Source organism: Paraburkholderia phenazinium (assembly GCF_900141745.1).
GTDB lineage: Bacteria > Pseudomonadota > Gammaproteobacteria > Burkholderiales > Burkholderiaceae > Paraburkholderia > Paraburkholderia phenazinium_B.
The window spans coordinates 1,374,290-1,397,577 of record NZ_FSRM01000001.1; the positions used below are offsets into that span (position 1 = coordinate 1,374,290).

Genomic DNA, 23,288 nt, shown 5'->3' on the forward strand with positions numbered 1-23,288 from the left:
GTGTGAAGGATGGCGGCGCAGTTGGCACGCCTAAGCGGCCAGTTTACAGGATAGGCGAGCAAGAACCATGCTCGCGGAGGAATTACCCTTCCAGCGTTGTCGAGGACTCATTGTGCGCCGGGAGGTGCGTTGCGGCTATGCAGCGCACAGACATGGTGCGCCGCGCGCCCCGTCACGGGTCGAGCGCAGGGCCGTGCAGGCCGTTACCGGGCGGCCACGTGGGCCATCTGGCGTTCGGCGTTTTCAGGTCCGTTCGGACGGGTCGGTTTTCTTCGCTGTGCGACGGATGTCGGCCGCCAGTTGCGCGAAGATCCATGACGAACAAGCGGTCATGATGCCGACGCACAGGAACGTCGCATGGAAGGCGGGCAGCGAATTCGCCGCGGTCACCTTGTGGATCAGTCCGGTGAACGTTGCGAGCAAGGCGCCCGCAACGGTGACGCCGAGACTCATCGACAGCATCTGTACCAGCGAAAACAGACTGTTGCCGCTGCTCGCGCCGCCGGTGCCAAGATCTTTGAGCGTGAGGGTGTTCATCGCCGTGAACTGCATGGAGTTCACACCACCGAAGAACGCAAGTTGCACGAGCCGCAGCCACAGCGGCTGGGCGAGGGTGGTCAGCCCGAAGCTGGCCATGGCGAGGCCTACCAGCACGGTATTGGTGACGAGCACGCGCCGATAGCCGTATTTCATGATCAGCGTCGTGACGAGACGTTTGGACATCATGCCGGCTGCGGCGACCGGCAGCATCATCAGACCGGCTTCGAAGGCGCTGTAGCCAAGGCTCACCTGCAGCAGCAGCGGAATCAGATACGGCATCGCGCCGCCGCCGATCCGTGCAAACAGATTGCCGAGCAGGCCGACGCTGAACGTGTGGATCTTGAACAGATCGAGCGAGAACAGCGGATGTGGATCGCGCACGGCATGCAGCCCGTAAGCGACGAAGCAGGCAAGGCTCAGCACCAGCAGCACGAGCACGGTGGCCTGCTGGATACCGAGTTCGGTGCGGCCGTCCAGCGCGAACGAGATCGCCACCATGCCGACCACCAGGAACAGATAGCCCTTGATATCGAATTTCGCGGTATCGGGGTTACGGCTGTCCTGCATGAAGATGAAGGTCACAATGCAGCCGATCACGCCCACCGGCACATTGATGAGGAAGATCCAGTGCCACGAGGCGATCTTGACGAGCCAGCCGCCGAGCGTCGGGCCGATCAGTGGCCCGATCAACCCAGGAATCGCGACAAACGACAACGCGGCCAGATAGCGTTCGGCGGGAAACGTGCGGAGTACGGCGAGGCGTCCGACGGGCAGCAACATGGCGCCGCCCACTCCCTGGATGACGCGGTACAGCACCAGTTGATCGAGCGTTTGCGCGTTCGCGCACAGCAGCGAGCCGATGGTGAACACCAGAATCGCGCTGAAAAACACCTTGCGTGTGCCGAGTTTGTCCGCGAGCCAGCCGGACACCGGGATCATCACCGCCATCGTCAGCGAATAGGCGATCACCACCGATTGCATCCGCAGCGGCAGCTCGCCGAGACTCGTCGCCATGGCTGGCAGCGCCGTGTTGACGATGGTCGAGTCGAGTGTCTGCATGAAGAAGCCGGTGGCGACGAGCCACAGCATCACGGTGAGTGAGCGCGCGGTTGGCTGGGGGGCGGTGGGGGCGGGTGTGGTGGCGGCGTTCGGCGGATTCGACATGGAGGGCGGCTGCTCGCGCGCACCGGACGGGCTGAGGAGTGCCCATTTTAGGGAAATCTGCGCGGCCGTGCAGCAGGGTTTGCAGCTTTGGAGGGCGCTTTGCCCTCCGCCCTGCACCCCAACTCACGGTTCGAGCCGGGCCGCCGCATCGAAAAAAGCCTGTGCGCGCGGATCGCTCGCGTATGCCGCGTTGATGCGAATCCATGGGCTAACCTCGGCGTTCGGCCGGAAGTAGCTCCCTGGCGCGACGGTGACGCCCAGTGGCGCGCCGCATTCGACGAGGCGCATGGAGTCGGCGATATGCGGCACGCGCGCCCATACGAACTTGCCGCCGAGCGGCGTCTCGAATACTTCCCAGCCGCTCGCCTCGAGTGCCTGCACCGCGGCGCCGAGCGCGTCGCGCATGCGGCGGCGCAGCCGGTCCAGATACTTGCGATAGGCGCCGCGCTCGAGCATGGCGACGGCCACTGCTTCGGCAAAGCGCGAACCGCCGATACTCGTGAGCATCTTGATGTCGGCGAGATCCTTGATGGTCGCGTTGTCGGCGACAACGTAGCCAATCCGCAGCGACGACGACAGCGTCTTCGACAGCCCGCCCACATAGATCACGTGTTCGAGCTGGTCGAGCGTCGCGAGACGGTCGGTGACATCGGTCTGGAAGTCGGCATAGATGTCGTCTTCGATGATGCGGAAGTCGTGCTCGCGGGCGAGTTGCAGCAGCCTGAACGCAACGGGTGGAGCGATCGTCGTGCCGGTGGGGTTGTGAAACAGGCTGTTGACGAAGAACAGCTTCGGCCGATGGATGCGCAGTTGCGCCTGCAGGACTTCGAGATCGGGACCGCTGCGGGTGCGCGGAATGCCAACCAGCTTCACACCATGCAGCTTCAAAAGACCGTACAGGTTGTAGTAGCCCGGGTCCTCGACAAACATCATGTCGCCGGCCTTGAGCATGTAGCGCATCAGCAGGTCGAGCGCCTGGCTCGCGCCGTTGGTGATGAGGATCTGCGAGGCGTCCGCTTCGATGCCGAGTTGCCCGAGGCGGCTTTGCAGATGCTCGCGCAGCGTGGCGTTGCCGAGTTGCGTCGCATAGTCGACGAGGCTCGTGGGATCCGCTCGCGAGACGTGACGAATCGCCTGGCCCAAGCCGTCCATATCGCGCCATGCCTCGGGGATGAAGCCGCTGCCCAGCTTGAGCGACTCGCCCGGGTGGTTGAACTGCTGCAGGATGTGCACCGCTTCGTCTTCCGCGCGGCGCGGGTCCGAGCTGCCTTGGGCGCCGCTCGCATTGCGCTGGCGTTCGGCGACATAGAAGCCTGAGCCCGGGCGCGAATCGAGGTAGCCGAGGGAGACCAGCCGGTCGTACGCCTCGATGACCGGGAAGCGGCTCACCTCATGATCGGTCGAGAACTGACGGATCGACGGCAGTTTGGCGCCCGGATGGGCGGAGCGCGAGCGGATCCAAGTCGTGACGCCGGTGACGATCTGGTCGGTCAACGGCACACCGTTTTCGCGGTCGAGTTCGATGTCGAGTTTCATGATCTCTTGTGCATAGGAGGCCGGTAAGGCGGCGCCTGATAGATGACACTTGGGCAACTGTCAGGTTTTTTCACTGCACAGTTCCGCGGAAACTGTTCGGAACTGTGCATGGGGTTTACATCATCGCACGGCAATAATGTGTCAACCAGAGAAGCCGTTCAAGGAGCAATGCGATGCGTGAAATCCGTACTTTCGAACTCGATCACGGTGAGCCGGCAACCGCCTGGCGTGTAGCGCGGCCGCTTACGCTGCAGGTGATGGCGGGGCAGGTTTGGTTGACCGTGGAAGGTGATTTGCGCGATTACTGGCTTGCGTCAGGCGAGACCTTTGAGCTCAATCGTGGCGCACGCGTGTGGGTGAGCGCGGGGCGGGGCGGCGCGCGGCTGGCGCTGGCTTTTGCGAGCGGTGCGGCCGGTGCAAGGGTGCGGCCTGCTGTGGAGACGGCGCGGATGTCCCTCTGGAGTTGGGTGCCGCGCTGGTTGCAGACCATCTGAAGGATGCGGGGGCGTTTGAACGCAGAGGCGCTCGCGGGCAGTGTCCTGCTAGCGCCTTGCCCGCCAGTTCTTGCATCCGCCTCGACATCCGGCAGGCGCACCGCTCACGCTTCGTAGTCCCCGATGTATCGCGCTCGCGGCCGGATCAGGCGGCCATCCGCAGTCTGTTCCATCGCGTGCGCAATCCACCCCACCACCCGGCCAACCGCGAACAGCGTAAACGCGGCGCCCGCAGGCAAACCCAATACCCGTTCAATCGATGCGAGCGCGTAGTCGAGCGTCGGCTCGGCGCCGCTCGTCTCGCGCACCGCGCGCGCGAGCGCATGGACCTCGGCAATCGGCGAGCGAGCCGGCGCGCACTCCGTCAATAACTCCAGCAATACCCGCGCACGCGGATCACCGTGCGGATACAGTGTGTGTCCGAAGCCGGACAGGATGGCGCCGTAGCCACCATGCTCATCGCGAGCGAGGCGGGTGGCCAGGAAGCGGTCAAGATGCGGTGCGCGGGCCGCCTCGTCAAATAGTGCGGCCACGCGCACGGTCTCGCCGCCGTGACGCGGTCCCGACAACGCCGCAAGACCGCCCGCCACCGCGCCGAACAGGTGGGTGCCCGTCGAGGTGATGCAGCGCACCGTGAACGTCGACGCGTTCAGCTCATGATCAGCGCACGCGATCAGCGCGGCGCGCAGCACACCCATTTGCTGACGGTTACGGATGCCCCAGGCGGCGGCGAGCTGCCGATGCATGGGTTCATTCGACGGTGCCGCCGAGATCATCGCCGCCGCCAGCAGACGCATTACGGTGCAAGCGGTATCGAGTTGCGCGTCGCGGCCCTGTGCCCAGACCCGTGGCATCTGCGCGGCGGCAGCAGGCAGCAGCACCAGCGCGCGGTCGAGCGGCGTGCTGTCACCCCATAACTTCAGCCACGCGGCCCATTGCGCCGCGCCGAGTGGCGCCGGCGGCGCTTCGGCAAGACGCCGCGGACTGCACTCCCACAACAGCGCCGCGACTTCTTCGAGCGATGCCGTGCGCGCCAGTTCGACCGCATCATGGCCGCGATAGAGCAGGCGGCCGTCCGCGATTAATGTGATTGACGACTCGAGCACCGGCACCCCCCAGTCGAGCACCTTCTGCGCAACCTTGCCGGCACGCTTGCCGTCTGCCTTGCGGCGCGCGAGCCGCCGGACTTCAGCCGCGTCGTATAACCGGTGCTTGCCGTGCGCATCCGGCGACGAATGCAGCATGCCGCGGCTCACATACGCATAGAGCGTCGGCACGCTGACGCCGAGCAGCGCGGCCGCTTCGGTGGCGGTGAGTGTGTTGGCCATGGGTATAAGAACGTGAAGAAACCGGAGAAATCAATATATATTGATTATCTTAATCAAGATTGATTGTGAGAGGGTGGAATTTTAGACTCGGCTCAGTTCCTCCTTCAACTTCATCGCGCCGCTCGGGGCCCTGCTTATGACACCTCACCTCGCACTCGATCATCTCTGGACCGCGGCCGGTTGCGACGCCGCGGCGCTTGACGCCGTCACGCTGACCGGCGAGGACCCAGGTCTGCCGTCCGTGTACCGGGTCGGCACGCTCGCAACGGCCACGATCGCGGCGATGGGTCTCGCCGCGGCCGAATGTTTCCGTCTGCGCACCGGTTGCCGGCAGCGTGTCGAAGTCGATATGCGGCGCGCGCTGGCCGCGTTTCGCAGCGAGCGGTATCTGCGTATCGACGATGGTCCGCCGCCTGCCTTGCGCGATCCGGTGATGGGTTTCTACGCGACGCGCGACGGGCGTTGGATTCAGTTGCACACCAACTTCCCGCATCATCTGGCGGGCATCCTGAAGGTGCTGGGTTGTGCGAATAGTCGCGCAGCAGTAGCCGAGGCGATTCGCGGCTGGGATGGCGCAGCGCTGGATCAGACGCTCGCCGACGCGGGTTTGTGTGCCGCGCTGATCCGTTCGCCGCGCGAATGGGCTGCACTCGAGCAGGCTCGGGCGATCGCCAATCTGCCGCTGTTCGAGATCACGCGTATCGGCGATGCGCCGCCGGAGCCTGCTGGCCGCGGCGGCGCCGACCGGCCTCTGGCAGGGGCACGCGTGCTCGACCTGTCGCGGATCATTGCAGGTCCGGTGGCGGGACGCGCACTTGCGCAGCACGGCGCGCAGGTGCTGCTGGTCAACGGTCCGCACTTGCCGAATATCGCGCCGCTCGTGATCGACAATGGACGCGGCAAGCGCTCGGCCATTGTCGATCTGCGCAATGAGGCCGGGCGCGACCAGTTGCTCGCCCTTGCGCGCGACGCCGATGTGTTCCAGCAGGCTTACCGGCCGGGAGCAGTCGCCGCGCTGGGTTTCACGCCCGAAGCGCTGGCGCAGGCGCGGCCCGGGATCGTATACGTGTCGATTTCCGCGTACGGTCACACCGGGCCTTGGGCGCAGCGACGCGGCTTCGACAGTCTCGTGCAATCCGCGAGCGGCATTGCGTGGACCGAGAGCCGCGCGGCGGGCGTTGATGAACCGAAGCATCTGCCGTGTCAGGCGCTCGATCACGCCACCGGCTATCTGGCCGCGTTCGGTGCGATGGTTGCGCTCGCGCGCCGGGCTACGGAGGGCGGCAGCTGGCATGTGCGCGTGTCGCTCGCGCAGACTGGGCGCTGGCTGCAATCGATGGGACAGATCGAAGACGGCTGGCGCGCGCCTGAGGTTGGCGCCGAAGATCTGCAGGACTGCATGGAGACTGTGGATTCTCCGTTCGGCCGCGTGCGTGGCACGTTGCCTGCCGAGCGTCTGTCGGAGACGCCACCGTTTTATGGCCGCCCGCCGGTGCCGATCGGCACCGACGAAGCATCCTGGGTGGCCTGACGGTACGGCATTGACTCGCGTGCGCGGCTACTTGCGCAACTCGGCGACGAAATCGTAGTAATCGTTGCGGCAATAGGTGTCGGTCAGTTCGATCGCGCGTTGATCGGCGGTGTAGCCGACGCGCGTGATCAGCAGCAGCGCCTCATTCGGCGCAATGCTCATCTGCTGCGCAATCTCATCGCTGGCGTTGACGGCGCGAAAATGCTGCAGCGCGCGCACGATCCCGAGACCGCGTTGCTCGAGATAGCTGTACAGCGAGTCGCCGATGGCTTGCGGATCGGGTATCACCGCGGCCGGGAACGTCGAGTTTTCAACCGCCATCACGATGCCGTCCGCGAGGCGCAGGCGCCGCAGGCGCGTCACCGCCGCCGCCGGCGATAAACCCAGTTGAATGACTTCGTCGCGATTGGCGGGCAGGATCTCGCGCGAGATCCATTCTGAACTCGGACTAAAGCCGCGCCGCCGCAGCATCTCGCTGAAGCTCGACAGACGCGAGAGCGGATCTTCATAGCGCGGCGTGATAAAGCTGCCCGCGCCCTGGGTGCGGCGGATCAAACCCTGTTCGACCAGCAGCGCGATTGCCTTGCGCGCGGTGATCCGCGAGACGCCGAGCGCGTCGGACAGCACCCGCTCGGACGGCAGCGCCTCGCCTGCGTTCCAGCGGTTTTCATGAATCGCGTTGCCGAGCTTGCGAGCGAGTTGCAGATAAAGTGGCGTATCGTTTTCCGGGTCCGGGCGCAGATCGCGCCAGCGGTCTTCCGAGGCAGAGTTCATGTGGCAGACGCAAGAAGGGCAAGCGGCAATTCTATGACATTGGCGCGCTGTGTTATAGCGGGCTTTTGCCTGGGGGGTCGATTTGACGGTCTGCAAGCGGATAAACTTGTGCGAACCGGGGCCGTCCAAAATGAGCGACCTTAACGCGCTGTCCGCGGTTGTGTGAACCCGGCCGTCCTTGATACGGCAGGCATTAGCCGGCAGCCCGCAGCCGGTCGCCCGCAGCCGGTCGCCCGCAATCGAAGGAGAACGTATGACGATCGATATCGCCACTGTGAGCTTGCCCGACGGCGAGCACATACCGAAGCTGGGGCAGGGCACCTGGGAGATGGGCGAGCAGCCCGCACGGCGTGCCGCGGAGATCGCGGCGATACGCGCCGGCGTCGAACTCGGCATGACGCTCATCGATACCGCCGAGATGTACGGCGACGGCGCGACGGAAAGCCTGCTCGGCGAGGCGCTCGGCGGATTGCGCGAACGCGTGTTCCTCGTTAGCAAGGTTTATCCGCACAACGCCAGCCGGCGCGGCGTGCAGACGGCCTGCGAAAAGAGCCTGAAGCGGTTGAAAACCGATCACCTCGATCTGTATCTGCTGCATTGGCGCGGTTCGGTGCCGTTGGAAGAGACGGTGGCAGGTTTCGAAGCCCTGCAGCAGGCCGGCAAGATTCGCCATTGGGGCGTCAGCAATTTCGACACCGACGATATGGAAGAACTGATGACGGTACCCGGCGGTGACGCCTGCGCGACCAATCAGATTCTCTATAACGTCGCGCGACGCGGCCCGGAATATGACCTGCTCCCATGGCTTGCTGGCCACGACATGCCGGCGATGGCATACAGTCCGGTGGATCATGCGCGCCTGCCGAAACGCTCGGCGCTCGACAACATTGCCGACGCGCGTGGTGTCTCGGTGTTTCAGGTGGCACTTGCGTGGGTGCTGCAACAGCCTGGCGTGTTCGCGATCCCGAAGGCAGGACGCGTTGAACATGTGCGCGACAATCAACGCGCGCTGGAACTGCGACTCGACGCCGACGAATGCGCGGCCATCGACGCGTACTTCAAACCGCCGCGTAACAAACGGCCGCTTGAAATGCTCTGAGGGTAGTTGGGGACTCTCGCAACGCCGCTGACGAAATCGTTGATGACTCGATCCCGGCTGTGGCGGTGACGCTCGACCGGGGGATCGAGACGCCACCGCCTACGCTCGCCGGGAAGGGCTGCCGCGACGGAGCACGGCCCGCGGGGTAGGAACGGCTCGGGGGTGCCGTTCCCTGGATCTAATGTCCTTTCCCGCCGCTACTTCCGCCACTGCTGCTTCCACCCTTGCCTCCGTGGCCGCCATTGCCGAAACCTCCGCCAAGGCCTCCGCCGAAGCCACCACCGAAGCCGCCAAACCCACCGCTGGGACCGCTGCCGCAACCGCAACCGCCGCCAAAGCCTCCGCCGAAACCGCCGCCGGGGCCACTGCCGCCACCACCGGGGCCACTGCCACCGCCGCCGGGACCACTGCCGCCGCCGCCACCGGGACCACTACCGCCACCACCACCCGGACCACTACCGCCGCCGCCACCGGGACCACTACCGCCGCCGCCACCGGGACCACTACCACCGCCGCCGCCTGGGCCACTACCGCCGCCACCACCGGGACCACTACCGCCACCGCCGCCCGGGCCACTACCGCTACTACCACCGCCGCTGCTTCCGCTTCCACCACCCTTGCCGGCGCTCGCCCCATTTCCACTCGGCCCTGCGCCGGCCGCGGCCCCTGCGCCGCTACCCGCACCGGCGTTGCCGCTGGAACCGGCCGCTCCGCTTCGACCATGCGCCGCGCAGTGACCCGCGTTGGTGCCACGGCATTCCAGACCGCCGAAGACCGTAGCGACGTCCTCAGCCGCGGTGGCGTTATAAGCCGCTTCTCCGGTTCCAGACGGATCGTTCTGCGCAAGCTGCGTCGTAGTGGCCGCGCCGCTCGCGGGCAACGGAGCAGCGGCCGCAACCGTCTGCCTCGCAACGTCGTCACTGGAGCCGGCGTAAGCGACCTGAGTTGAAAGTAACCCTGCGCCTGCGGCGAACATCGCCATACCGCCGGCTATCCCGTAGCAGTACTGATTTAATATTCTGGTCTTCATCACTTCTCTCCCGAGGAGACGCCAGCTCCTCGTCGCTGCCGTCTCTCAAGCGTGTGTGGTATGCGAGCGGCCTGTCGATCTGCGAGCCTGATCGCCTCCCCGAGTCGCTCTGCGCATCGCGTGCCGTTGCATAACACACGCGATGTGCGCGAAACGCTGTCACCGTTTTGCCGATCCTTCGTGGCCCCGGTCCGCGAGATTGATTCCCCCTCCCTCGCGCGCTGCGGCAAACGCCGGTTGCCCGCTCGTTTGCCGGGCGCGATGTCGACGACGCGCGCCATGCCGCTGGACTCGTCCATGCATATGGATGTCAGCGCAACGGATCGCGCACGCGGCTGGATCGTTCAACGCGGGCCGGATACCGCTCCCTTTATAGCGATATCCGTGCCACTGCCCGCTCAAGCCCGTCCGATGTGGCGTCTTCGTGATGGGCGTGACGCGCCATGTCGGGAATCGACGGAAAACGTTTCGGACGTGAAACGCGCGAGTGGGAGCGGCTTAAACTTCGCCTGGGGTTCCACCTGGGGGCGCGTCGGGGACCGTGCCCTGGACGACGACGGGCTGCGCGCCTTGCAGCGCGCGCAACTCTTCGATGGGGATGTGGCAGCGGATCCGATGCCCGCTGCCGGCGTCGACGAAAGGCGGATCCTGCTGCTCGCAGATAGCGCCGAGCTTGCGCGGGCAGCGTGTGTGGAACACGCAGCCCGAAGGCGGTGATGCCGGGCTCGGCATCTCGCCGGACAGGCGAATGCGCTCGCCGCGATTGACGGCATCGAGCGCCGGCGCCGAAGACAGCAGTGCCTCGGTATACGGATGATGCGGGCCGTCGAAGACCGCGGCGGCAGGCCCGATCTCCAGAAGCCGTCCGACGTATAGCACTGCGATGCGATCGGACAGGTAACGAACCACGTGCAGATCGTGCGAGATGAACACGTAGCTCACACCGCGCGCGCGTTGCAGATCGGCGAGCAGGTTGAGGATCGACGCCTGCACGGAGACATCGAGCGCGGAGGTGGGTTCATCGCACACCACCACGCGCGGCTCACCCGCGAAGGCGCGGGCGATCGCAACGCGCTGCTTGAGGCCGCCCGACAATTGCCGCGTGCGGGAGCCGAGATAGCGATCCGGCAAGCGCACGGCTGCCGTCAACGCGGCGAGCCGCTCGTCCTGTGCCGGGCCGCTCAACGCTGCGAGCCGCGAGAGCGCGCGGCCAATCAGCCGTCTCACGGAATGCGACCGGTTGAGCGCCGAGTCGGGGTTCTGGAACACGATCTGTAGCGATTTGACCTGCTCGTCGTTGCGGCTCGTGACGCGAGCGGGCAGCGGTTTGCCGTCGAGTTCGAGGATGCTGCCGGCGTCGGGTGCGAGCAGGCCGAGCATCAGCTTGGCGAGCGTTGTCTTGCCGCTGCCCGACTCGCCGACGAGGCCCAAGGTTTCGCCGGTAGCCAGGTCGAGCGAGACGTCGTCGACCGCGCGTAGCGCGACGCCTCCCACGTGGAATGTCTTCGAAACCCGTTCGGCGCGCAGCACAAGCGCGCCATGGGCGGCAGCGTTGGCAGGTAATGCATCTTTGCCAGCGCCGGGTTGAGGCGAGACCGCTTCCGTGCTGGTGCGAGGCAATTCCATCGCCCGCTCGTGATAGTGGCAACGCGACATCTGATCGCCGTGCGCGCCGGCAACACGATGCGGCGGTGGCGCCTCGCGGCGGCAGCGGTCGTCCGCGAGACGGCAGCGGTCTGCGTAGATGCAACCCTGCGTGACCGAGCCGGGCGAGGGCAGTTGCCCCGCGATCGTGTCGAGCCGCTCGCGCTCCTTGCTGCGCCCCGACGTAGGCAGACAGCGTAGCAGGCCGACCGTGTACGGATGACGAGGCCGGGCAAACACATCTTGTGTCGCGCCTTCTTCGACGAGCCTGCCCGCATACAGCACGCCGACACGTTCGCACATACGCCCGATGACCGCGAGATTGTGGCTGATGAAGAGGACCGCGGTGCCGAGTTCCTTGCGCAGTTGCGCGACGAGATCCAGCACCTCGGCTTCGACGGTGGCGTCGAGACCGGTAGTGGGTTCGTCGAGAATGAGCAGGGCGGGGTTCGACGCGAGCGCCATCGCGATCACCACGCGCTGTTGCATGCCGCCCGACAATTGATGAGGATAACTGTCCATCACCCGTTCAGGCGCCGCGATGCGCACACGCCGCAGCATCTCGAGCGTGCGCGTCAGCGCCTCGCTGCGGCTGGCGCCCGCTGCTTCGAAGGCCTCGGCGACCTGGCGCGCAATCGTCATCGACGGATTCAGCGCGCGGCCCGGGTCCTGGTAGACCATCGAGATCGCGGTGGCGCGCATCGTGCGTAACGCATCGGCGTCGAGCGTCTGCACATCCTGTCCGGCGATCAGGATCTTGCCTGCTTTCGCTTTGCCGTTGCGCGGCAGATAGCGCAGCGCTGCCATTGCGACGGTCGATTTGCCGCAACCTGATTCGCCCACCAGGCCATATGCCTCGCCGCGCCGTATGCGGAACGAGACGTCGTGCAAGACCCCGCGATCACGTCCGCGGATCCGGTAAGTGACGGTGAGGCCGACTAGCGTCAGCGCGTCGGTGCGGTCGCTCTTCGAGACGTCGAAGGCGGGAAACGAGGCGGGAGGGGGGCCGTTCATCGGTCGAGCACGCCTTGCACGCTATCGGCGATCAGGTTCACGCCGACCACCAGCGAGGCGATGGCAGCGGCATCGAACACGACCGTCCACCACGCACCGCCCGCCATCAGCGTGTACGACTCGGACAACGCGAGGCCCCAATCCGCAGACGGCGGCTGGATGCCGAAGCCGAGAAAGGACAGCGTCGCCACCGCGAAAATCGCGTAGCCGAGGCGCACGGTGGCTTCGACGATAATCGGCGGCAGTACGTTCGGGAGGATCTCCGCAAACATGATGTAGGGCGCGCGCTCGCCGCGCAGTTGTGCCGCCGCGACGTAGTCGAGATGGCGTTCGGCAAACACCGCAGCGCGTACGGTGCGTGCGGTGATCGGCGTGAACGTGATGCCGATTACGAGGATCACCGTTAGGTTCGAGGCGCCCACGGCGGCCAGCGCAAGCAGTGCGACGATCACGAGCGGCAGCGCCAGCACGGCGTCGATCGCGCGTCCCACTACATTGTCGACCCAGCCTTCGAAGTAGCCGACCACGAGGCCAAGGGCCGTGCCCGCCACGGTGCCGAGCAGCGTGGCGAGCGGCGCGATGGTGAGGATGTCGCGAGCGCCGACGATAACGCGCGAGAACACATCGCGGCCGAGCTGATCGGTGCCGAACCAGTGCGCGTGATCGGGCGGCATCAGCGAGTTGAGCGGGTCGGAGGCGTAGGCGTCGAGCGGCGCGATCCAGCGTCCCGCAATTGCACAGACCACCCACCACAGGACGATCGCCACGCCGACCACGAATGTCGGCGAGCGCAGCAGCACGCGCAACTGATCGAAGCGGGGCTCGCGTACGGCAGGCGTAGCCGGTGTGCCGGGGACAATCGTGCTCATTCGCCGCTCCTCACGCGCAGGCGCGGATTGAGCATGACCTGCAAGGCATCGGCCGCGAGATTCGCTACCGTATAGACGACGCCGATCGTCAGCACGCCGGCCTCGAGCATCGGGAAGTCCTTTGCCTTGGCGGCGTTGTAGATCAGCGAGCCGATGCCCTGATAGTGGAACAGCGTCTCCACCACGACGAGGCCGCCGATCATATAACCGAGCTGTGTAGCGGCAACGGTGATGGTAGGCAGCAGCGCATTGCGCAACACGTGCCGCCAGATCACGACACGCTGCGGCAGGCCTTTGAGAATGGCAGTGCGCGTGTAATCGGCGTCGAGTGCCTCGACGGTGCCGGCTCGCGCCATGCGTGCGATGTAGCCAAAGAACACCAGTACGAGCGGCAGCACCGGCAGGATCAGATGTTTCAGTTGTTCGAGCACGCCTGCGCCAGGAGGATACGAGGCTTCGATCGGCAACCAGCGTAACCACACGCCGAAGATCAGGATCAACGTGATCGACGAGACGAATTCCGGCACGACCGTTGCCGACAAACCGGCGATGCTGATCGTACGGTCGATCCAGCGTCCCGCGTGCATCGCGGCCCACACGCCGCCGGCAATACCCAGCGGCACGACAACGATGAAGGCGAGCAGCCCAAGCTTCGCCGAATGCGCGAGAGCGTCGGCGATGAACGGTCCAACGGGCTCGCGATACGCGTACGATAGCCCCATGTCGCCACGCACGAAGTGCGTGATCCACTCGACGTATTGGGTCAATAGCGGCCGGTCCGAGCCGAGCTGATGATTGAGCGCGGCGACCGCGCGTGCATCGGCGAGCGGGCCGAGAATCGCGCGGCCGATGTCGCCAGGCAGCAACTGCCCGCCCGCAAACACGATCACCGAGAGCAGCCACAGCGTGATCACCGACAGCGCCAGACGCGTCGCTAGAAAACGCGCAACCCGTCCCGCGTTGCCTTTGCTAACGCGAGGGGTGGAGGGCGTGAGCGCAGTCGACATGGTTAGCTACGAGCGGCACACACCGCGCTCAGGCACTGAGCGTCACGCGGTTGAAGTACAGCTGCGCGAGCGCAGTAAAACGCATTCCGTTGACGCCCGAGCGCATCGCAATCAGCTGATCGTAGAAGAACGGAATGATCACGGGCGTCTCGTCGAGCAAGAGCGTTTGAATCTGGCCGGAGAGTTTGCGCTGCGATGTGATATCGACGGCCGCCACAAATTGCGCGACCAGTTGGTCGTACTGAGGGTTCTTGAAGTGCGCTGCGTTCCACGTCCCGTTGCTCGTCAGCGGTGCGTTGAGGAATACGTTCGGCACGCCGCGATGGCCGTAGTCGGTGATGCCGAGCGGCGAGTCGAGCCAGTCCGATTTGCCGGGTGTGGCCGCGCCATAGTAGAGCGACTGGCTTTCCACCTTCAGGTTGATACGTACGCCGATCGCCTTGGCCGCGTTTTGCACGACGACCGCGAGATCGGGAATCTCCATGTACTTTTCCGTGGTGAGCGTCACGTCGAAGCCGTTGGCCATACCCGCCTGCGCGAGCAGTTGCTTCGCTTTGGCAACGTCGATCTTGCGTTGCGGCACGCCCGCATCGGACGACGGAAACACCGGCGCGAACGGGCTGTCGTTGCCGACCTGCGCCTTGCCGCGAAACAGGCCACGCACGATCACGTCGCGATCGAGCGACAGCGCCAAGGCTTGGCGCACGCGCTTGTCCTTGAAAAGCGGATCGTCGTTGCGCATGTGGATCTGGCGATGCGCGCTCGACTTCACACCGATCGTCTTGAACTCAGGGTTGTTCATGAGGCCCACGCCGCCCTGCACGGTGAACGTACCCATCACGTCCGCCTGACGTCCTTGCAGCGCGAGAATCTGCGCCTGTTCGTCGGCGTAGAACGAAAACTGCACGCGTTCCGGCAACGCCTTTTCACCCCAATAGTCGGGATTGCGTACGAACGAGGCGCCGACCTTCGGCGTGTACTTTTCAAGCTTGAACGGACCGGTGCCGATGAAGCTCTTTTCGTAGTTGCCCGCGTAGTTGGCCGGCAGCACGATGGCGTTGTAATTGTCCGAGGAAACGTAGTACGGGAAGTTGCCGTTCGGCGCGTCGAGGTGGAACGCGACCGTATGATCGTCGACGACCTGAGCGCCGCCCTTGGACAGCACGCCCTTCAGCACGGAGAGCGCCGCCGAGCCGCTCGCCGGATCGGCCAGGCGGTCGAAGGTGGCGACGACGTCTTTCGCCGTGAACGGCTGGCCGTCGTTGAACTTCACGTTTGGACGCAGCTTGAAGGTCCAGACATCGCCTTTGTCATTCGGCTTCCACGAGAGTGCAAGCGCCGGCTTGAGGACCAGGTGCTCGCCATCGTCGTCGATCAGGAATTCGCCGCTCTGCACCAGCAGCGCGAGACCGCCGGCATCGCCGACGGTGAGGGGATCGATCGCACCGGTCGGAGTCAGATGGGCAACGCGAATGGTCGCGTTCGCAGCGCCCGGAGTGCCTTGTGCGCGTGCCTGCGGGGTAGCGAAGAGACCACCGCCCGCGAGCGAAAGTCCAATCACGCTGGCGTAGCGCAGCAGTTCGCGGCGTGACAGGCGGCCGGCGACGAATTCGTCGATCGCATGGTTGCCGTAGTCGTCGGCACTGCGGCGTGCAGTTTCGAGCGCGAGGAGTCGATCCGCGGGAGTCTTCATCGATGGGGCGTCCAGTCCGTTCTGATAGGTGCCGCGCAGCTTGCGCACGGCAGGGGCGACGGTATCGCGATGGCGAAAAGCGGTTTCAGTGTAAGCGATTGGGCAGCGGTTCGGAACGTCTGCGGCTGCTGAGGCTGGAGTTGACGCGCTTAAAAGGGCCAACCTGTCTCACCGTGACAACGCCCGGGTGCCCTGCGCCGCGGGCGAGCACGGCGTCCTATAACACTTGCCGATGCGCTGGCAGACGAACCGCTGTGGTGGCGACATCCTTACCGGTTCTTCGCCGCCTGGCTTAGTGTTCGTGCGGATGCTTGTGGATCGGATCGACCCAGAACACGGTTTCCGGCGCTTCGACCGCGTCGATGTTCAGGTTCACCACCACCGCCTCGTTATCGCTGCGCACGAGCACGCATTCGAGCGGGTCGTCGGTGCTGCCGTTGATCTCCTGATGCGGCACGTAGGGCGGCACGAAGATGAAGTCGCCGGGACCGGCTTCGGCGGTGAACTCGAGGTGCTCGCCCCAGCGCATGCGTGCCTGGCCGCGTACGACGTAGATGACGCTTTCCAGCGCGCCGTGATGATGCGCGCCGGTCTTGGCATTCGGATGGATCGTCACCGTGCCTGCCCAGATTTTCTGCGCGCCGACGCGCGCCGCGTTGATTGCGGCGGCGCGGTTCATGCCCGGCGTTTGCGCGGTGTTGCTGTCGAGCTGATCGCCGCGGATCACCTTGACGCCATGTTCGCACCAGTCGACAGGCGTGCTTTCATTGGACGCGGCGCTATCGGGTTCATGCGGGTGGTCATGATCGTGATCATGCGGATGGTCGTGACTCATGGCGTGTCTCCCATGCAAAGCCGCCGGGTGAGGGCGGGCATGTCTGGTTGCAGTTTCGCCATTCTTGCATGTCCGCCGCTTACGCGCGCGGCTTGCATCGTGGCAAAAAAAAGCCCGTTCAACCTGAACGGGCTTTGTGCACGCTAACCTTCAGCGCTGGTTACTTCTGCTTGGCGTTGATCACCGCTTCCGCGACGTTGTTCGGCGTTTCAGCGTAGTGCTTGAACTCCATCGTGTACGTCGCGCGGCCTTGCGTTGCGGAACGCAGCGAGGTGGAATAGCCGAACATCTCCGCGAGCGGCACTTCGGCGCGTACCAGCTTGCCGCCACCGCCGGCGATATCCTCCATGCCTTGCACCATGCCGCGACGGCTCGACAGGTCGCCCATCACGTTACCCATGAAGTCTTCCGGCGTCTCGACTTCGACGGCCATCATCGGCTCGAGCAGGACCGGCTTGGCCTTGCGCATCGCTTCCTTGAAGGCCATCGAACCGGCCATACGGAACGCGTTTTCGTTCGAGTCGACGTCGTGGTACGAACCGAAAGTCAGCGTCACTTTCACGTCCACCACCGGATAGCCCGCCAGCACGCCGGCCTTCAGCGTTTCGATAATGCCCTTGTCTACCGCCGGGATGTATTCGCGCGGAATCACGCCGCCCTTGATCGCGTCGACGAATTCGTAGCCCTTGCCTTGCGGCGCCGGTTCCAGCGTGATCACAGCGTGACCGTACTGACCGCGGCCGCCGGACTGCTTGACGAACTTGCCTTCGACATCCTCGACCTTGTTGCGCACCGTTTCGCGGTAAGCAACCTGCGGCTTGCCAACGGTCGCTTCCACGCCGAACTCGCGCTTCATGCGGTCGACCAGAATTTCCAGGTGCAGCTCGCCCATCCCCGAGATGATGGTCTGGCCGGATTCTTCATCCGTTTGCACGCGGAACGACGGATCTTCCTGAGCAAGGCGGTTCAGCGCAATGCCCATCTTTTCCTGGTCGACCTTGGTCTTCGGCTCGACGGCCTGCGAAATCACCGGCTCAGGGAAGATCATCCGTTCAAGGATGATCACGTGATTCGGATCGCACAGCGTGTCGCCCGTGGTCGCTTCCTTCAGGCCGACGGCCGCGGCGATGTCGCCCGCGTAGACTTCCTTGATTTCCTTGCGCTCGTTCGCATGCATCTGCAGGATCCGGCCGAGGCGCTCCTTCTTTTCCTTGACCGCGTTGTAGACCGTGTCGCCCGAATTCACCACGCCCGAATAGACGCGGAAGAAAATCAACTGGCCGACGAACGGATCGGTCATGATCTTGAAGGCGAGCGCGGAGAACGGATCGGTGTCGCTCGGATGGCGCTCGATTTCCTTGTCGTACTCGTCGTGACCCGTGATGGCGGGCACGTCGATCGGCGACGGCAGGTAATCGATCACCGCGTCGAGCATGGCTTGCACGCCCTTGTTCTTGAACGCGCTGCCGCACAGCATCGGCACGATTTCGTTGGCAATGCAGCGTACGCGGATACCGTGCTTGATTTCCTCTTCGGTCAGGGTCTCGCCGCCGAGGTATTTGTCGAGCAGTTCCTCGCTCGCTTCAGCGGCGGCCTCGACCATCTTGTCGTGCCATTCCTTCGCGGTGTCCGCGAGTTCCGCCGGGATGTCGCGGTACTCGAACTTGATGCCCTGGTTCTCTTCGTCCCAGTAGATCGCCTTCATCTTGACGAGGTCGACCACGCCCTGGAAATGATCTTCCGCACCGACCGGAATCTGGATCGGTACCGCAATGCCCTTCAGGCGATCGCCGATCTGCCGCTGTACGCGGAAGAAGTCGGCGCCGACGCGGTCCATCTTGTTGACGAACGCGATACGCGGCACCTTGTACTTGTTCGCCTGACGCCACACGGTTTCGGACTGCGGCTGCACGCCGCCGACCGAGTCGTACACCATGCAGGCGCCGTCGAGCACGCGCATCGAGCGTTCAACTTCAATCGTGAAGTCGACGTGGCCCGGGGTGTCGATGATGTTGATCCGGTGTTCAGGATAGTTGCCGGCCATGCCTTTCCAGAACGCAGTCGTGGCAGCCGATGTGATCGTGATGCCGCGCTCCTGCTCCTGCTCCATCCAGTCCATCGTCGCCGCGCCGTCGTGAACTTCACCGATCTTGTGAGTCACGCCGGTGTAGAAGAGGATGCGCTCGGTGGTTGTGGTTTTGCCGGCATCGATGTGAGCGCTGATGCCGATATTCCGGTAGCGCTCGATGGGAGTCTTGCGGGGCACGTGAACCTCCTTGAATTGGCGCGCCGGTAGTGGACGTCGGGCGGCGCACGACGCCGACCGGACGAACTCCGTGCTGCGGTTAGTCTACTAGAATAGCGCGTCGTAAGCTCTTTTGCAGGAATCTTGCCAGCCCCGCCCGCGCGGCCACCGGCGGGGCGCTCCGCCGGTCCTGTTCCGGTCTGCTCGCGTGCACGCAAAAAAAGCCGGCGCCCTTGCAACAAGGCACCGGCTTTCCGGAAACGGGCCGTGAATGGCGATTGCGCGGCTTACCGCACGCTTCGCACGATCTGTCGCGCTGCTTATTGCGCCGCCGGCAACCCCTGAATCGTCATACCCGGCTTGATGCCCTTCGACGCGAACCAGTTCTTGCTCATTTCCAGCGCGTACACACCGTTGTTGCGCGGGCAATGGTTGTTGGTCGTTTCGGCATCCATCTCGTCGATGTCGGTGATCGTGCCGTCGGCGCGGATGAAAGCGATCGACAGTGGGATCAGCGTGTTTTTCATCCAGAAACAGTGCACCGCATTCTCGCCGAATACGAACAGCATGCCTTCGTTGGGGGCGAGTTGCGAGCGGTACATCAGGCCTTGTTCGCGATCCGCATCATTGGAGGCGACAGCGGCGTCGATCACGAACATGCCCACAGTCAGCTTGGCGCGCGGGAAATCACCGGGTTGCTTGGCACCGGGCGGCATCTGCTGCGCGTACGCATTGTGGACGGGGGCGAGCGTGAACGAGGCGGCGGCCAACGGTAACGCAATGGCAAACGCAAAGCGCGCGAGCAACGAGCGCAGGGAAATTCGCACGGCAAGACTCCTGGGTGGGAAATTAACCCGCGAATGTTACGCGAGCGCGTCAAAGCACGTCAAAAACAAAAAGGCAGATCGCCTTGCGGGATCTGCCTTTCAACGCCGTAAGAACGGCAATTGCTGCTAGTTCTTGACTGCGTTTTACAACAAACTTACTCCGAAGCGCCCGAAGCTGCAGCAGCCGATGCTGCCTTCTTCTTCGATGCCTTCTTGTGCGTTGCCTTCTTCGTGGTCTTCTTTGCCGACGAAGCTGCTGCTGCCGGAGCTGCCGAAGCTGCGACCGGAGCCGAAGCTTGTGCGAATGCTGCCGTTGCGAAGAGGCCAGCGACCAGAGCGGCGATCAGTTTGTTCATTTTGTGAATCCTCAGCTTTAGTTAATTAACCAAATGACCCGGTTATGTATGAGTCATGTCGGTAAACGTGCCATCCACCTTTCGGTTGACAGCCGCATCAACAAATTTTTCGTGACGCGTCTGCGAGCGCTCGGACTCCTGCACTGACCGCGAAAACGGCTTGCACAAAGGCCCTCAAGGCTGAATGCCGGATAGCTTCGGGCGGCATCTGCGTCGAATAACGCGTCAGCTTGCGACGCGGTTGACGTCAATTCTCCGCAAATTTTCGGGAATGTTTATTCCTGGCTTTAATGAGCTGCCGGAGATTGCGCGGCAATCCCGTATGCGATTTTTATCAGCATTAAAAACGCTTGCGGATACAACGGCTTAGCGGGACCTTGCCTAAAGCTTGAGCATCAGCGGAGACCGTCCCAGGGAGCTCGCGCAGGCAGTTCGAGCGACGCGCCAGGCGCGAGACCCAGCGAAAAAATATCGAGCGCACCGATGCCGACACGCACCAGACGCAGCGTAGGAAAGCCGACCGCTGCCGTCATGCGACGGACCTGGCGATTCTTACCTTCCGTTATCGACAGTTCGATCCACGTGGTGGGGATGGCAGCGCGATAGCGGATCGGCTGATTGCGCGGCCAAAGAGCGTCGGTCGCGGCTGGATCGATCAGTTGTGCGTGACATGGGCGCGTCACATAGTCGCCGAGATCGACGCCGCTTGCGAGTGCCGTCAGGGCTGTCTCGTCCGGCGCGCCTTCGACTTGCGCCCAGTAGCGTTTGACGAGCTTGTGACGCGGCTCGGCAATACGTGCCTGGAGCGCGCCGTCGTCGGTGAGCAGCAGCAGGCCTTCGCTATCGGAATCGAGACGGCCGGCCGGATAGACGCCGGGCACCTTGACCCAATCGGCAAGCGATGCGCGAGTTTCGTGCGGCGAGAACTGGCAAATGGTGCCGAACGGCTTGTTGAGAGCGAGGAGGCGCATGCGGAGTCCGGCGATATCAACCGGTACGGATGCGTAAGCCGGTGCTGGCACACACCCGCGCGACGCCCGGCTGGGTTGGTTCTGTGGCGAATGGCGGGATAATAATGCATAAAAGTCGCGGGCAGATTTTATGTCTTATATAAGACATGGGAGTGAGCGTACGTTGCCGGCACATTCTGCGGCTGCCGTGTCGCGTCTCGGAACCTGGCTGATCGGCCGATGCCCGTGCCCGGCGGTGGGGCGCTAGAATAGCCGCTCAGTTGCTTGCAGGCGTGCTGCATTGCGCGTAGCGAGGAGCGCCAGATTTCGCAGTTCCCATCTGCTTCAACCAGAAAGCCATCACTGGAGTCCGATCATGCCGTATCAGCACATTAAGGTTCCGACGGGCGGAGACAAGATTACCGTCAACGCAGACTACTCGCTCAATGTCTCCGACCAGCCGATCATTCCGTATATCGAAGGTGACGGCACGGGTGTCGACATCACGCCGGTCATGATCAAGGTGGTGGACGCAGCGGTCGAGAAAGCCTACGGGGGCAAGAAGCAGATCCACTGGATGGAAGTCTTTGCAGGCGAGAAAGCGACCAGGATCTACGGCCCGGACGTGTGGCTGCCGGAAGAAACACTCGCTGCCGTGAAGGAATATGTCGTCTCGATCAAGGGACCGCTGACCACGCCGGTGGGCGGCGGCATCCGTTCGCTGAACGTGGCGCTGCGTCAGGAACTCGACCTCTATGTGTGCCTGCGGCCGGTGCGCTACTTCAAGGGCGTGCCTTCGCCTCTGCGCGAACCGGAGAAAACCGACATGGTGATCTTCCGTGAGAACTCCGAAGACATCTATGCCGGCATCGAATGGGCCGCGGGATCGGAGCAGGCGAAGAAGGTCATCCACTTTCTGCGCGAGGAAATGGGTGTGAAGAAGATCCGCTTTCCGGAGACCTCGGCGCTTGGTGTCAAGCCGGTGTCGCGCGAAGGCACGGACCGTCTGGTGCGCAAGGCGCTGCAGTATGCGATCGACAACGATCGCCGTTCACTGACGCTCGTGCACAAAGGCAACATCATGAAGTTCACGGAAGGTGCGTTCCGCGACTGGGGCTATGCGCTCGCGCAGAAGGAGTTTGGCGCGGAGCTGGTGGACGGCGGTCCGTGGATGAAATTCAAGAACCCGAAGACAGGTGGCGACATTGTCGTCAAGGACGTGATTGCCGATGCGTTCCTGCAGCAGATTCTGCTGCGTCCGGCCGAGTACGATGTGATCGCGACGCTGAACCTGAACGGCGACTATATTTCGGACGCGCTGGCGGCACAGGTTGGTGGTATCGGCATTGCGCCGGGCGCGAATATGTCGGACTCCGTGGCAATGTTCGAAGCCACTCACGGAACCGCGCCGAAATATGCGGGCAAGGACTACGTGAATCCGGGCTCGGAAATTCTCTCGGCGGAAATGATGCTGCGCCATCTTGGCTGGACCGAAGCGGCGGACGCCATTATCAACGCGATGGAAGCGTCGATTCTGCAAAAGCGTGTGACGTACGACTTTGCACGTTTGATGGAAGGCGCGACGCAGGTTTCTTGCTCGGGGTTTGGGCAGGTGTTGATCGGGAATCTGTAATTGCGTTTGGCGTTATCCTGAGAAATCTGGCGAACCCCGGTGTGCGTTCTGTGACGCCGGGGTTTTTTGTTGTGCGACGGTGGGTGGACTATTCGTCGTCCTTGACAATGAATGCATGCGCGGACGAACGAACTTCGCGACGGTCTGCGCTATGATGCTCGGCAAGATGTTCATCCTCGCGTACAGTGTTTCGCGCCCCCGCTCGACCATGCTCTTCCTCAAGCGTCTTCTCATTCTGTTTTCGCTTGTGCTGTTTTCAGCGCACGGCGCATTTGCGCATGTTGCGTTCGCGCATAGCGAGTGGTCGAGTGAGCACGCGGCGCAAATGTCCGGCATGGCCATGGAAACGTCTTCTGCGGCGAATATGAATGTGTCGCCCTCGGCTTCCGGCGCTCCTGCTCATTGCCTGGCTTATTCCCACGGTCTTGTGGCCTCAGGCCATCCCTGTGGCCACGAGCACGGCCGCTGCTGCTGTGTCGCGACTTGCGGTGTTCACTGCGGTGCACTGTTCATCGCTTTTCAGTTCGAACCACGCGTCCCCGGTTCGACGCTTCCTCCGCCTCTTCCCGAGCAACGGCGCGATGGCCTGACCCACGTGCCTCCTGTACGTCCGCCGATCGGCTGATCTTCGATGCATGCATTGCACGCGCGCGGCTTTCAGCCCTGCGCAATGCATATCAGACAGCAGGGCCCGTGCAGCGGTTATCGCGGAGCGGGCA

At 63.8% G+C, this 23,288-nt stretch carries 19 protein-coding genes; 5 read left to right on the forward strand and 14 right to left on the reverse strand.

Annotated features, from left to right (window positions below; all coding sequences use genetic code 11):
• Positions 1-243 precede the first annotated feature (243 nt).
• Positions 244-1,704, reverse strand: a complete 1,461-nt coding sequence (gene mdtD, locus BUS06_RS06450; protein WP_074263525.1) for a multidrug transporter subunit MdtD — start codon at positions 1,702-1,704, stop codon at positions 244-246.
• Positions 1,705-1,827: 123 nt separating this feature from the next.
• Positions 1,828-3,240 (reverse strand): aminotransferase-like domain-containing protein, encoded by a 1,413-nt coding sequence (locus BUS06_RS06455; RefSeq protein ID WP_074263526.1) that lies wholly within the window; start codon positions 3,238-3,240, stop codon positions 1,828-1,830.
• Positions 3,241-3,413: 173 nt separating this feature from the next.
• On the opposite strand from BUS06_RS06455, the gene BUS06_RS06460 reads away from it, so the two are divergent.
• The gene (locus BUS06_RS06460; protein WP_074263527.1) at positions 3,414-3,734 is read left to right on the forward strand and encodes a DUF2917 domain-containing protein; all 321 of its coding nucleotides are present in this window, start codon (positions 3,414-3,416) and stop codon (positions 3,732-3,734) included.
• Positions 3,735-3,838: 104 nt separating this feature from the next.
• Here BUS06_RS06460 and BUS06_RS06465 read toward each other — a convergent pair whose 3' ends face one another.
• Complete coding sequence (locus tag BUS06_RS06465; protein ID WP_074263528.1) at positions 3,839-5,062, reverse strand: citrate/2-methylcitrate synthase; 1,224 nt, start codon at positions 5,060-5,062, stop codon at positions 3,839-3,841.
• Positions 5,063-5,198: 136 nt separating this feature from the next.
• Here BUS06_RS06465 and BUS06_RS06470 point away from each other — a divergent pair, with 136 nt between their 5' ends.
• On the forward strand, positions 5,199-6,593 hold the full coding sequence (locus BUS06_RS06470; RefSeq protein ID WP_074263529.1) for a CoA transferase: 1,395 nt from the start codon (positions 5,199-5,201) through the stop codon (positions 6,591-6,593).
• 27 nt (positions 6,594-6,620) lie between these two features.
• Here BUS06_RS06470 and BUS06_RS06475 read toward each other — a convergent pair whose 3' ends face one another.
• Entirely contained in the window at positions 6,621-7,367 is a 747-nt protein-coding gene (locus BUS06_RS06475) for a GntR family transcriptional regulator (protein ID WP_074263530.1), read from the reverse strand.
• 253 nt (positions 7,368-7,620) lie between these two features.
• Between BUS06_RS06475 and BUS06_RS06480 the strand changes: the two genes are divergently transcribed.
• Positions 7,621-8,466 (forward strand): aldo/keto reductase, encoded by an 846-nt coding sequence (locus tag BUS06_RS06480; protein WP_074263531.1) that lies wholly within the window; start codon positions 7,621-7,623, stop codon positions 8,464-8,466.
• A 178-nt stretch (positions 8,467-8,644) separates the two neighbouring features.
• On the opposite strand, the gene BUS06_RS37765 is transcribed toward BUS06_RS06480, so the two are convergent.
• The 10 genes from BUS06_RS37765 to BUS06_RS06530 all read right to left on the reverse strand — a co-directional run bounded on the left by BUS06_RS37765 (position 8,645) and on the right by BUS06_RS06530 (position 20,957).
• Positions 8,645-9,496 (reverse strand): hypothetical protein, encoded by an 852-nt coding sequence (locus tag BUS06_RS37765; protein ID WP_074263532.1) that lies wholly within the window; start codon positions 9,494-9,496, stop codon positions 8,645-8,647.
• A 498-nt stretch (positions 9,497-9,994) separates the two neighbouring features.
• Positions 9,995-12,154: an ABC transporter ATP-binding protein gene (locus tag BUS06_RS06490; protein WP_074263533.1), complete on the reverse strand. Its 2,160-nt coding sequence runs from the start codon at positions 12,152-12,154 to the stop codon at positions 9,995-9,997.
• Positions 12,151-13,023: an ABC transporter permease gene (locus tag BUS06_RS06495; RefSeq protein WP_074263534.1), complete on the reverse strand. Its 873-nt coding sequence runs from the start codon at positions 13,021-13,023 to the stop codon at positions 12,151-12,153. Before BUS06_RS06495 ends, BUS06_RS06490 begins: the two co-directional genes overlap by 4 nt.
• Positions 13,020-14,030: an ABC transporter permease gene (locus BUS06_RS06500; protein ID WP_074263535.1), complete on the reverse strand. Its 1,011-nt coding sequence runs from the start codon at positions 14,028-14,030 to the stop codon at positions 13,020-13,022. The genes BUS06_RS06495 and BUS06_RS06500 overlap by 4 nt, the downstream gene beginning before the upstream one ends.
• A gap of 28 nt (positions 14,031-14,058) precedes the next feature.
• Positions 14,059-15,723, reverse strand: a complete 1,665-nt coding sequence (locus tag BUS06_RS06505; protein ID WP_074265941.1) for an ABC transporter substrate-binding protein — start codon at positions 15,721-15,723, stop codon at positions 14,059-14,061.
• Between the two features lie 292 nt (positions 15,724-16,015).
• Positions 16,016-16,558, reverse strand: coding sequence for a cupin domain-containing protein (locus tag BUS06_RS06510; RefSeq protein WP_074263536.1), 543 nt, complete (start codon positions 16,556-16,558; stop codon positions 16,016-16,018).
• Positions 16,559-16,718: 160 nt separating this feature from the next.
• Positions 16,719-18,824: an elongation factor G gene (gene fusA, locus BUS06_RS06515; RefSeq protein ID WP_074263537.1), complete on the reverse strand. Its 2,106-nt coding sequence runs from the start codon at positions 18,822-18,824 to the stop codon at positions 16,719-16,721.
• A 299-nt stretch (positions 18,825-19,123) separates the two neighbouring features.
• Positions 19,124-19,630 carry a DUF192 domain-containing protein gene (locus BUS06_RS06520; protein WP_074263538.1) on the reverse strand — a complete coding sequence of 169 codons (507 nt, stop codon included), beginning with the start codon at positions 19,628-19,630 and terminating at the stop codon, positions 19,124-19,126.
• 155 nt (positions 19,631-19,785) lie between these two features.
• Positions 19,786-19,986: a hypothetical protein gene (locus BUS06_RS06525; RefSeq protein ID WP_074263539.1), complete on the reverse strand. Its 201-nt coding sequence runs from the start codon at positions 19,984-19,986 to the stop codon at positions 19,786-19,788.
• A 395-nt stretch (positions 19,987-20,381) separates the two neighbouring features.
• A complete protein-coding gene (locus tag BUS06_RS06530) occupies positions 20,382-20,957 on the reverse strand; it encodes a pseudouridine synthase (protein ID WP_074263540.1) in 576 nt (191 codons plus the stop codon).
• Between the two features lie 355 nt (positions 20,958-21,312).
• Between BUS06_RS06530 and icd the strand changes: the two genes are divergently transcribed.
• On the forward strand, positions 21,313-22,569 hold the full coding sequence (gene icd / locus BUS06_RS06535; RefSeq protein WP_074263541.1) for an NADP-dependent isocitrate dehydrogenase: 1,257 nt from the start codon (positions 21,313-21,315) through the stop codon (positions 22,567-22,569).
• A gap of 151 nt (positions 22,570-22,720) precedes the next feature.
• Positions 22,721-23,194 (forward strand): hypothetical protein, encoded by a 474-nt coding sequence (locus tag BUS06_RS06540; RefSeq protein ID WP_143787467.1) that lies wholly within the window; start codon positions 22,721-22,723, stop codon positions 23,192-23,194.
• Positions 23,195-23,288 lie beyond the last annotated feature (94 nt).

What these genes read in the sequence shown, in the direction of transcription:
- mdtD (WP_074263525.1), bottom strand. Translation starts at nt 1,704, where the DNA reads ATGTCGAATCCGCCGAACGCCGCCACCACACCCGCCCCCACCGCCCCC.
- BUS06_RS06455 (WP_074263526.1), bottom strand. Translation starts at nt 3,240, where the DNA reads ATGAAACTCGACATCGAACTCGACCGCGAAAACGGTGTGCCGTTGACC.
- BUS06_RS06460 (WP_074263527.1), top strand. Translation starts at nt 3,414, where the DNA reads ATGCGTGAAATCCGTACTTTCGAACTCGATCACGGTGAGCCGGCAACC.
- BUS06_RS06465 (WP_074263528.1), bottom strand. Translation starts at nt 5,062, where the DNA reads ATGGCCAACACACTCACCGCCACCGAAGCGGCCGCGCTGCTCGGCGTC.
- BUS06_RS06470 (WP_074263529.1), top strand. Translation starts at nt 5,199, where the DNA reads ATGACACCTCACCTCGCACTCGATCATCTCTGGACCGCGGCCGGTTGC.
- BUS06_RS06475 (WP_074263530.1), bottom strand. Translation starts at nt 7,367, where the DNA reads ATGAACTCTGCCTCGGAAGACCGCTGGCGCGATCTGCGCCCGGACCCG.
- BUS06_RS06480 (WP_074263531.1), top strand. Translation starts at nt 7,621, where the DNA reads ATGACGATCGATATCGCCACTGTGAGCTTGCCCGACGGCGAGCACATA.
- BUS06_RS37765 (WP_074263532.1), bottom strand. Translation starts at nt 9,496, where the DNA reads ATGAAGACCAGAATATTAAATCAGTACTGCTACGGGATAGCCGGCGGT.
- BUS06_RS06490 (WP_074263533.1), bottom strand. Translation starts at nt 12,154, where the DNA reads ATGAACGGCCCCCCTCCCGCCTCGTTTCCCGCCTTCGACGTCTCGAAG.
- BUS06_RS06495 (WP_074263534.1), bottom strand. Translation starts at nt 13,023, where the DNA reads ATGAGCACGATTGTCCCCGGCACACCGGCTACGCCTGCCGTACGCGAG.
- BUS06_RS06500 (WP_074263535.1), bottom strand. Translation starts at nt 14,030, where the DNA reads ATGTCGACTGCGCTCACGCCCTCCACCCCTCGCGTTAGCAAAGGCAAC.
- BUS06_RS06505 (WP_074265941.1), bottom strand. Translation starts at nt 15,723, where the DNA reads ATGAAGACTCCCGCGGATCGACTCCTCGCGCTCGAAACTGCACGCCGC.
- BUS06_RS06510 (WP_074263536.1), bottom strand. Translation starts at nt 16,558, where the DNA reads ATGAGTCACGACCATCCGCATGATCACGATCATGACCACCCGCATGAA.
- BUS06_RS06525 (WP_074263539.1), bottom strand. Translation starts at nt 19,986, where the DNA reads ATGAACAAACTGATCGCCGCTCTGGTCGCTGGCCTCTTCGCAACGGCA.
- BUS06_RS06530 (WP_074263540.1), bottom strand. Translation starts at nt 20,957, where the DNA reads ATGCGCCTCCTCGCTCTCAACAAGCCGTTCGGCACCATTTGCCAGTTC.
- icd (WP_074263541.1), top strand. Translation starts at nt 21,313, where the DNA reads ATGCCGTATCAGCACATTAAGGTTCCGACGGGCGGAGACAAGATTACC.
- BUS06_RS06540 (WP_143787467.1), top strand. Translation starts at nt 22,721, where the DNA reads ATGATGCTCGGCAAGATGTTCATCCTCGCGTACAGTGTTTCGCGCCCC.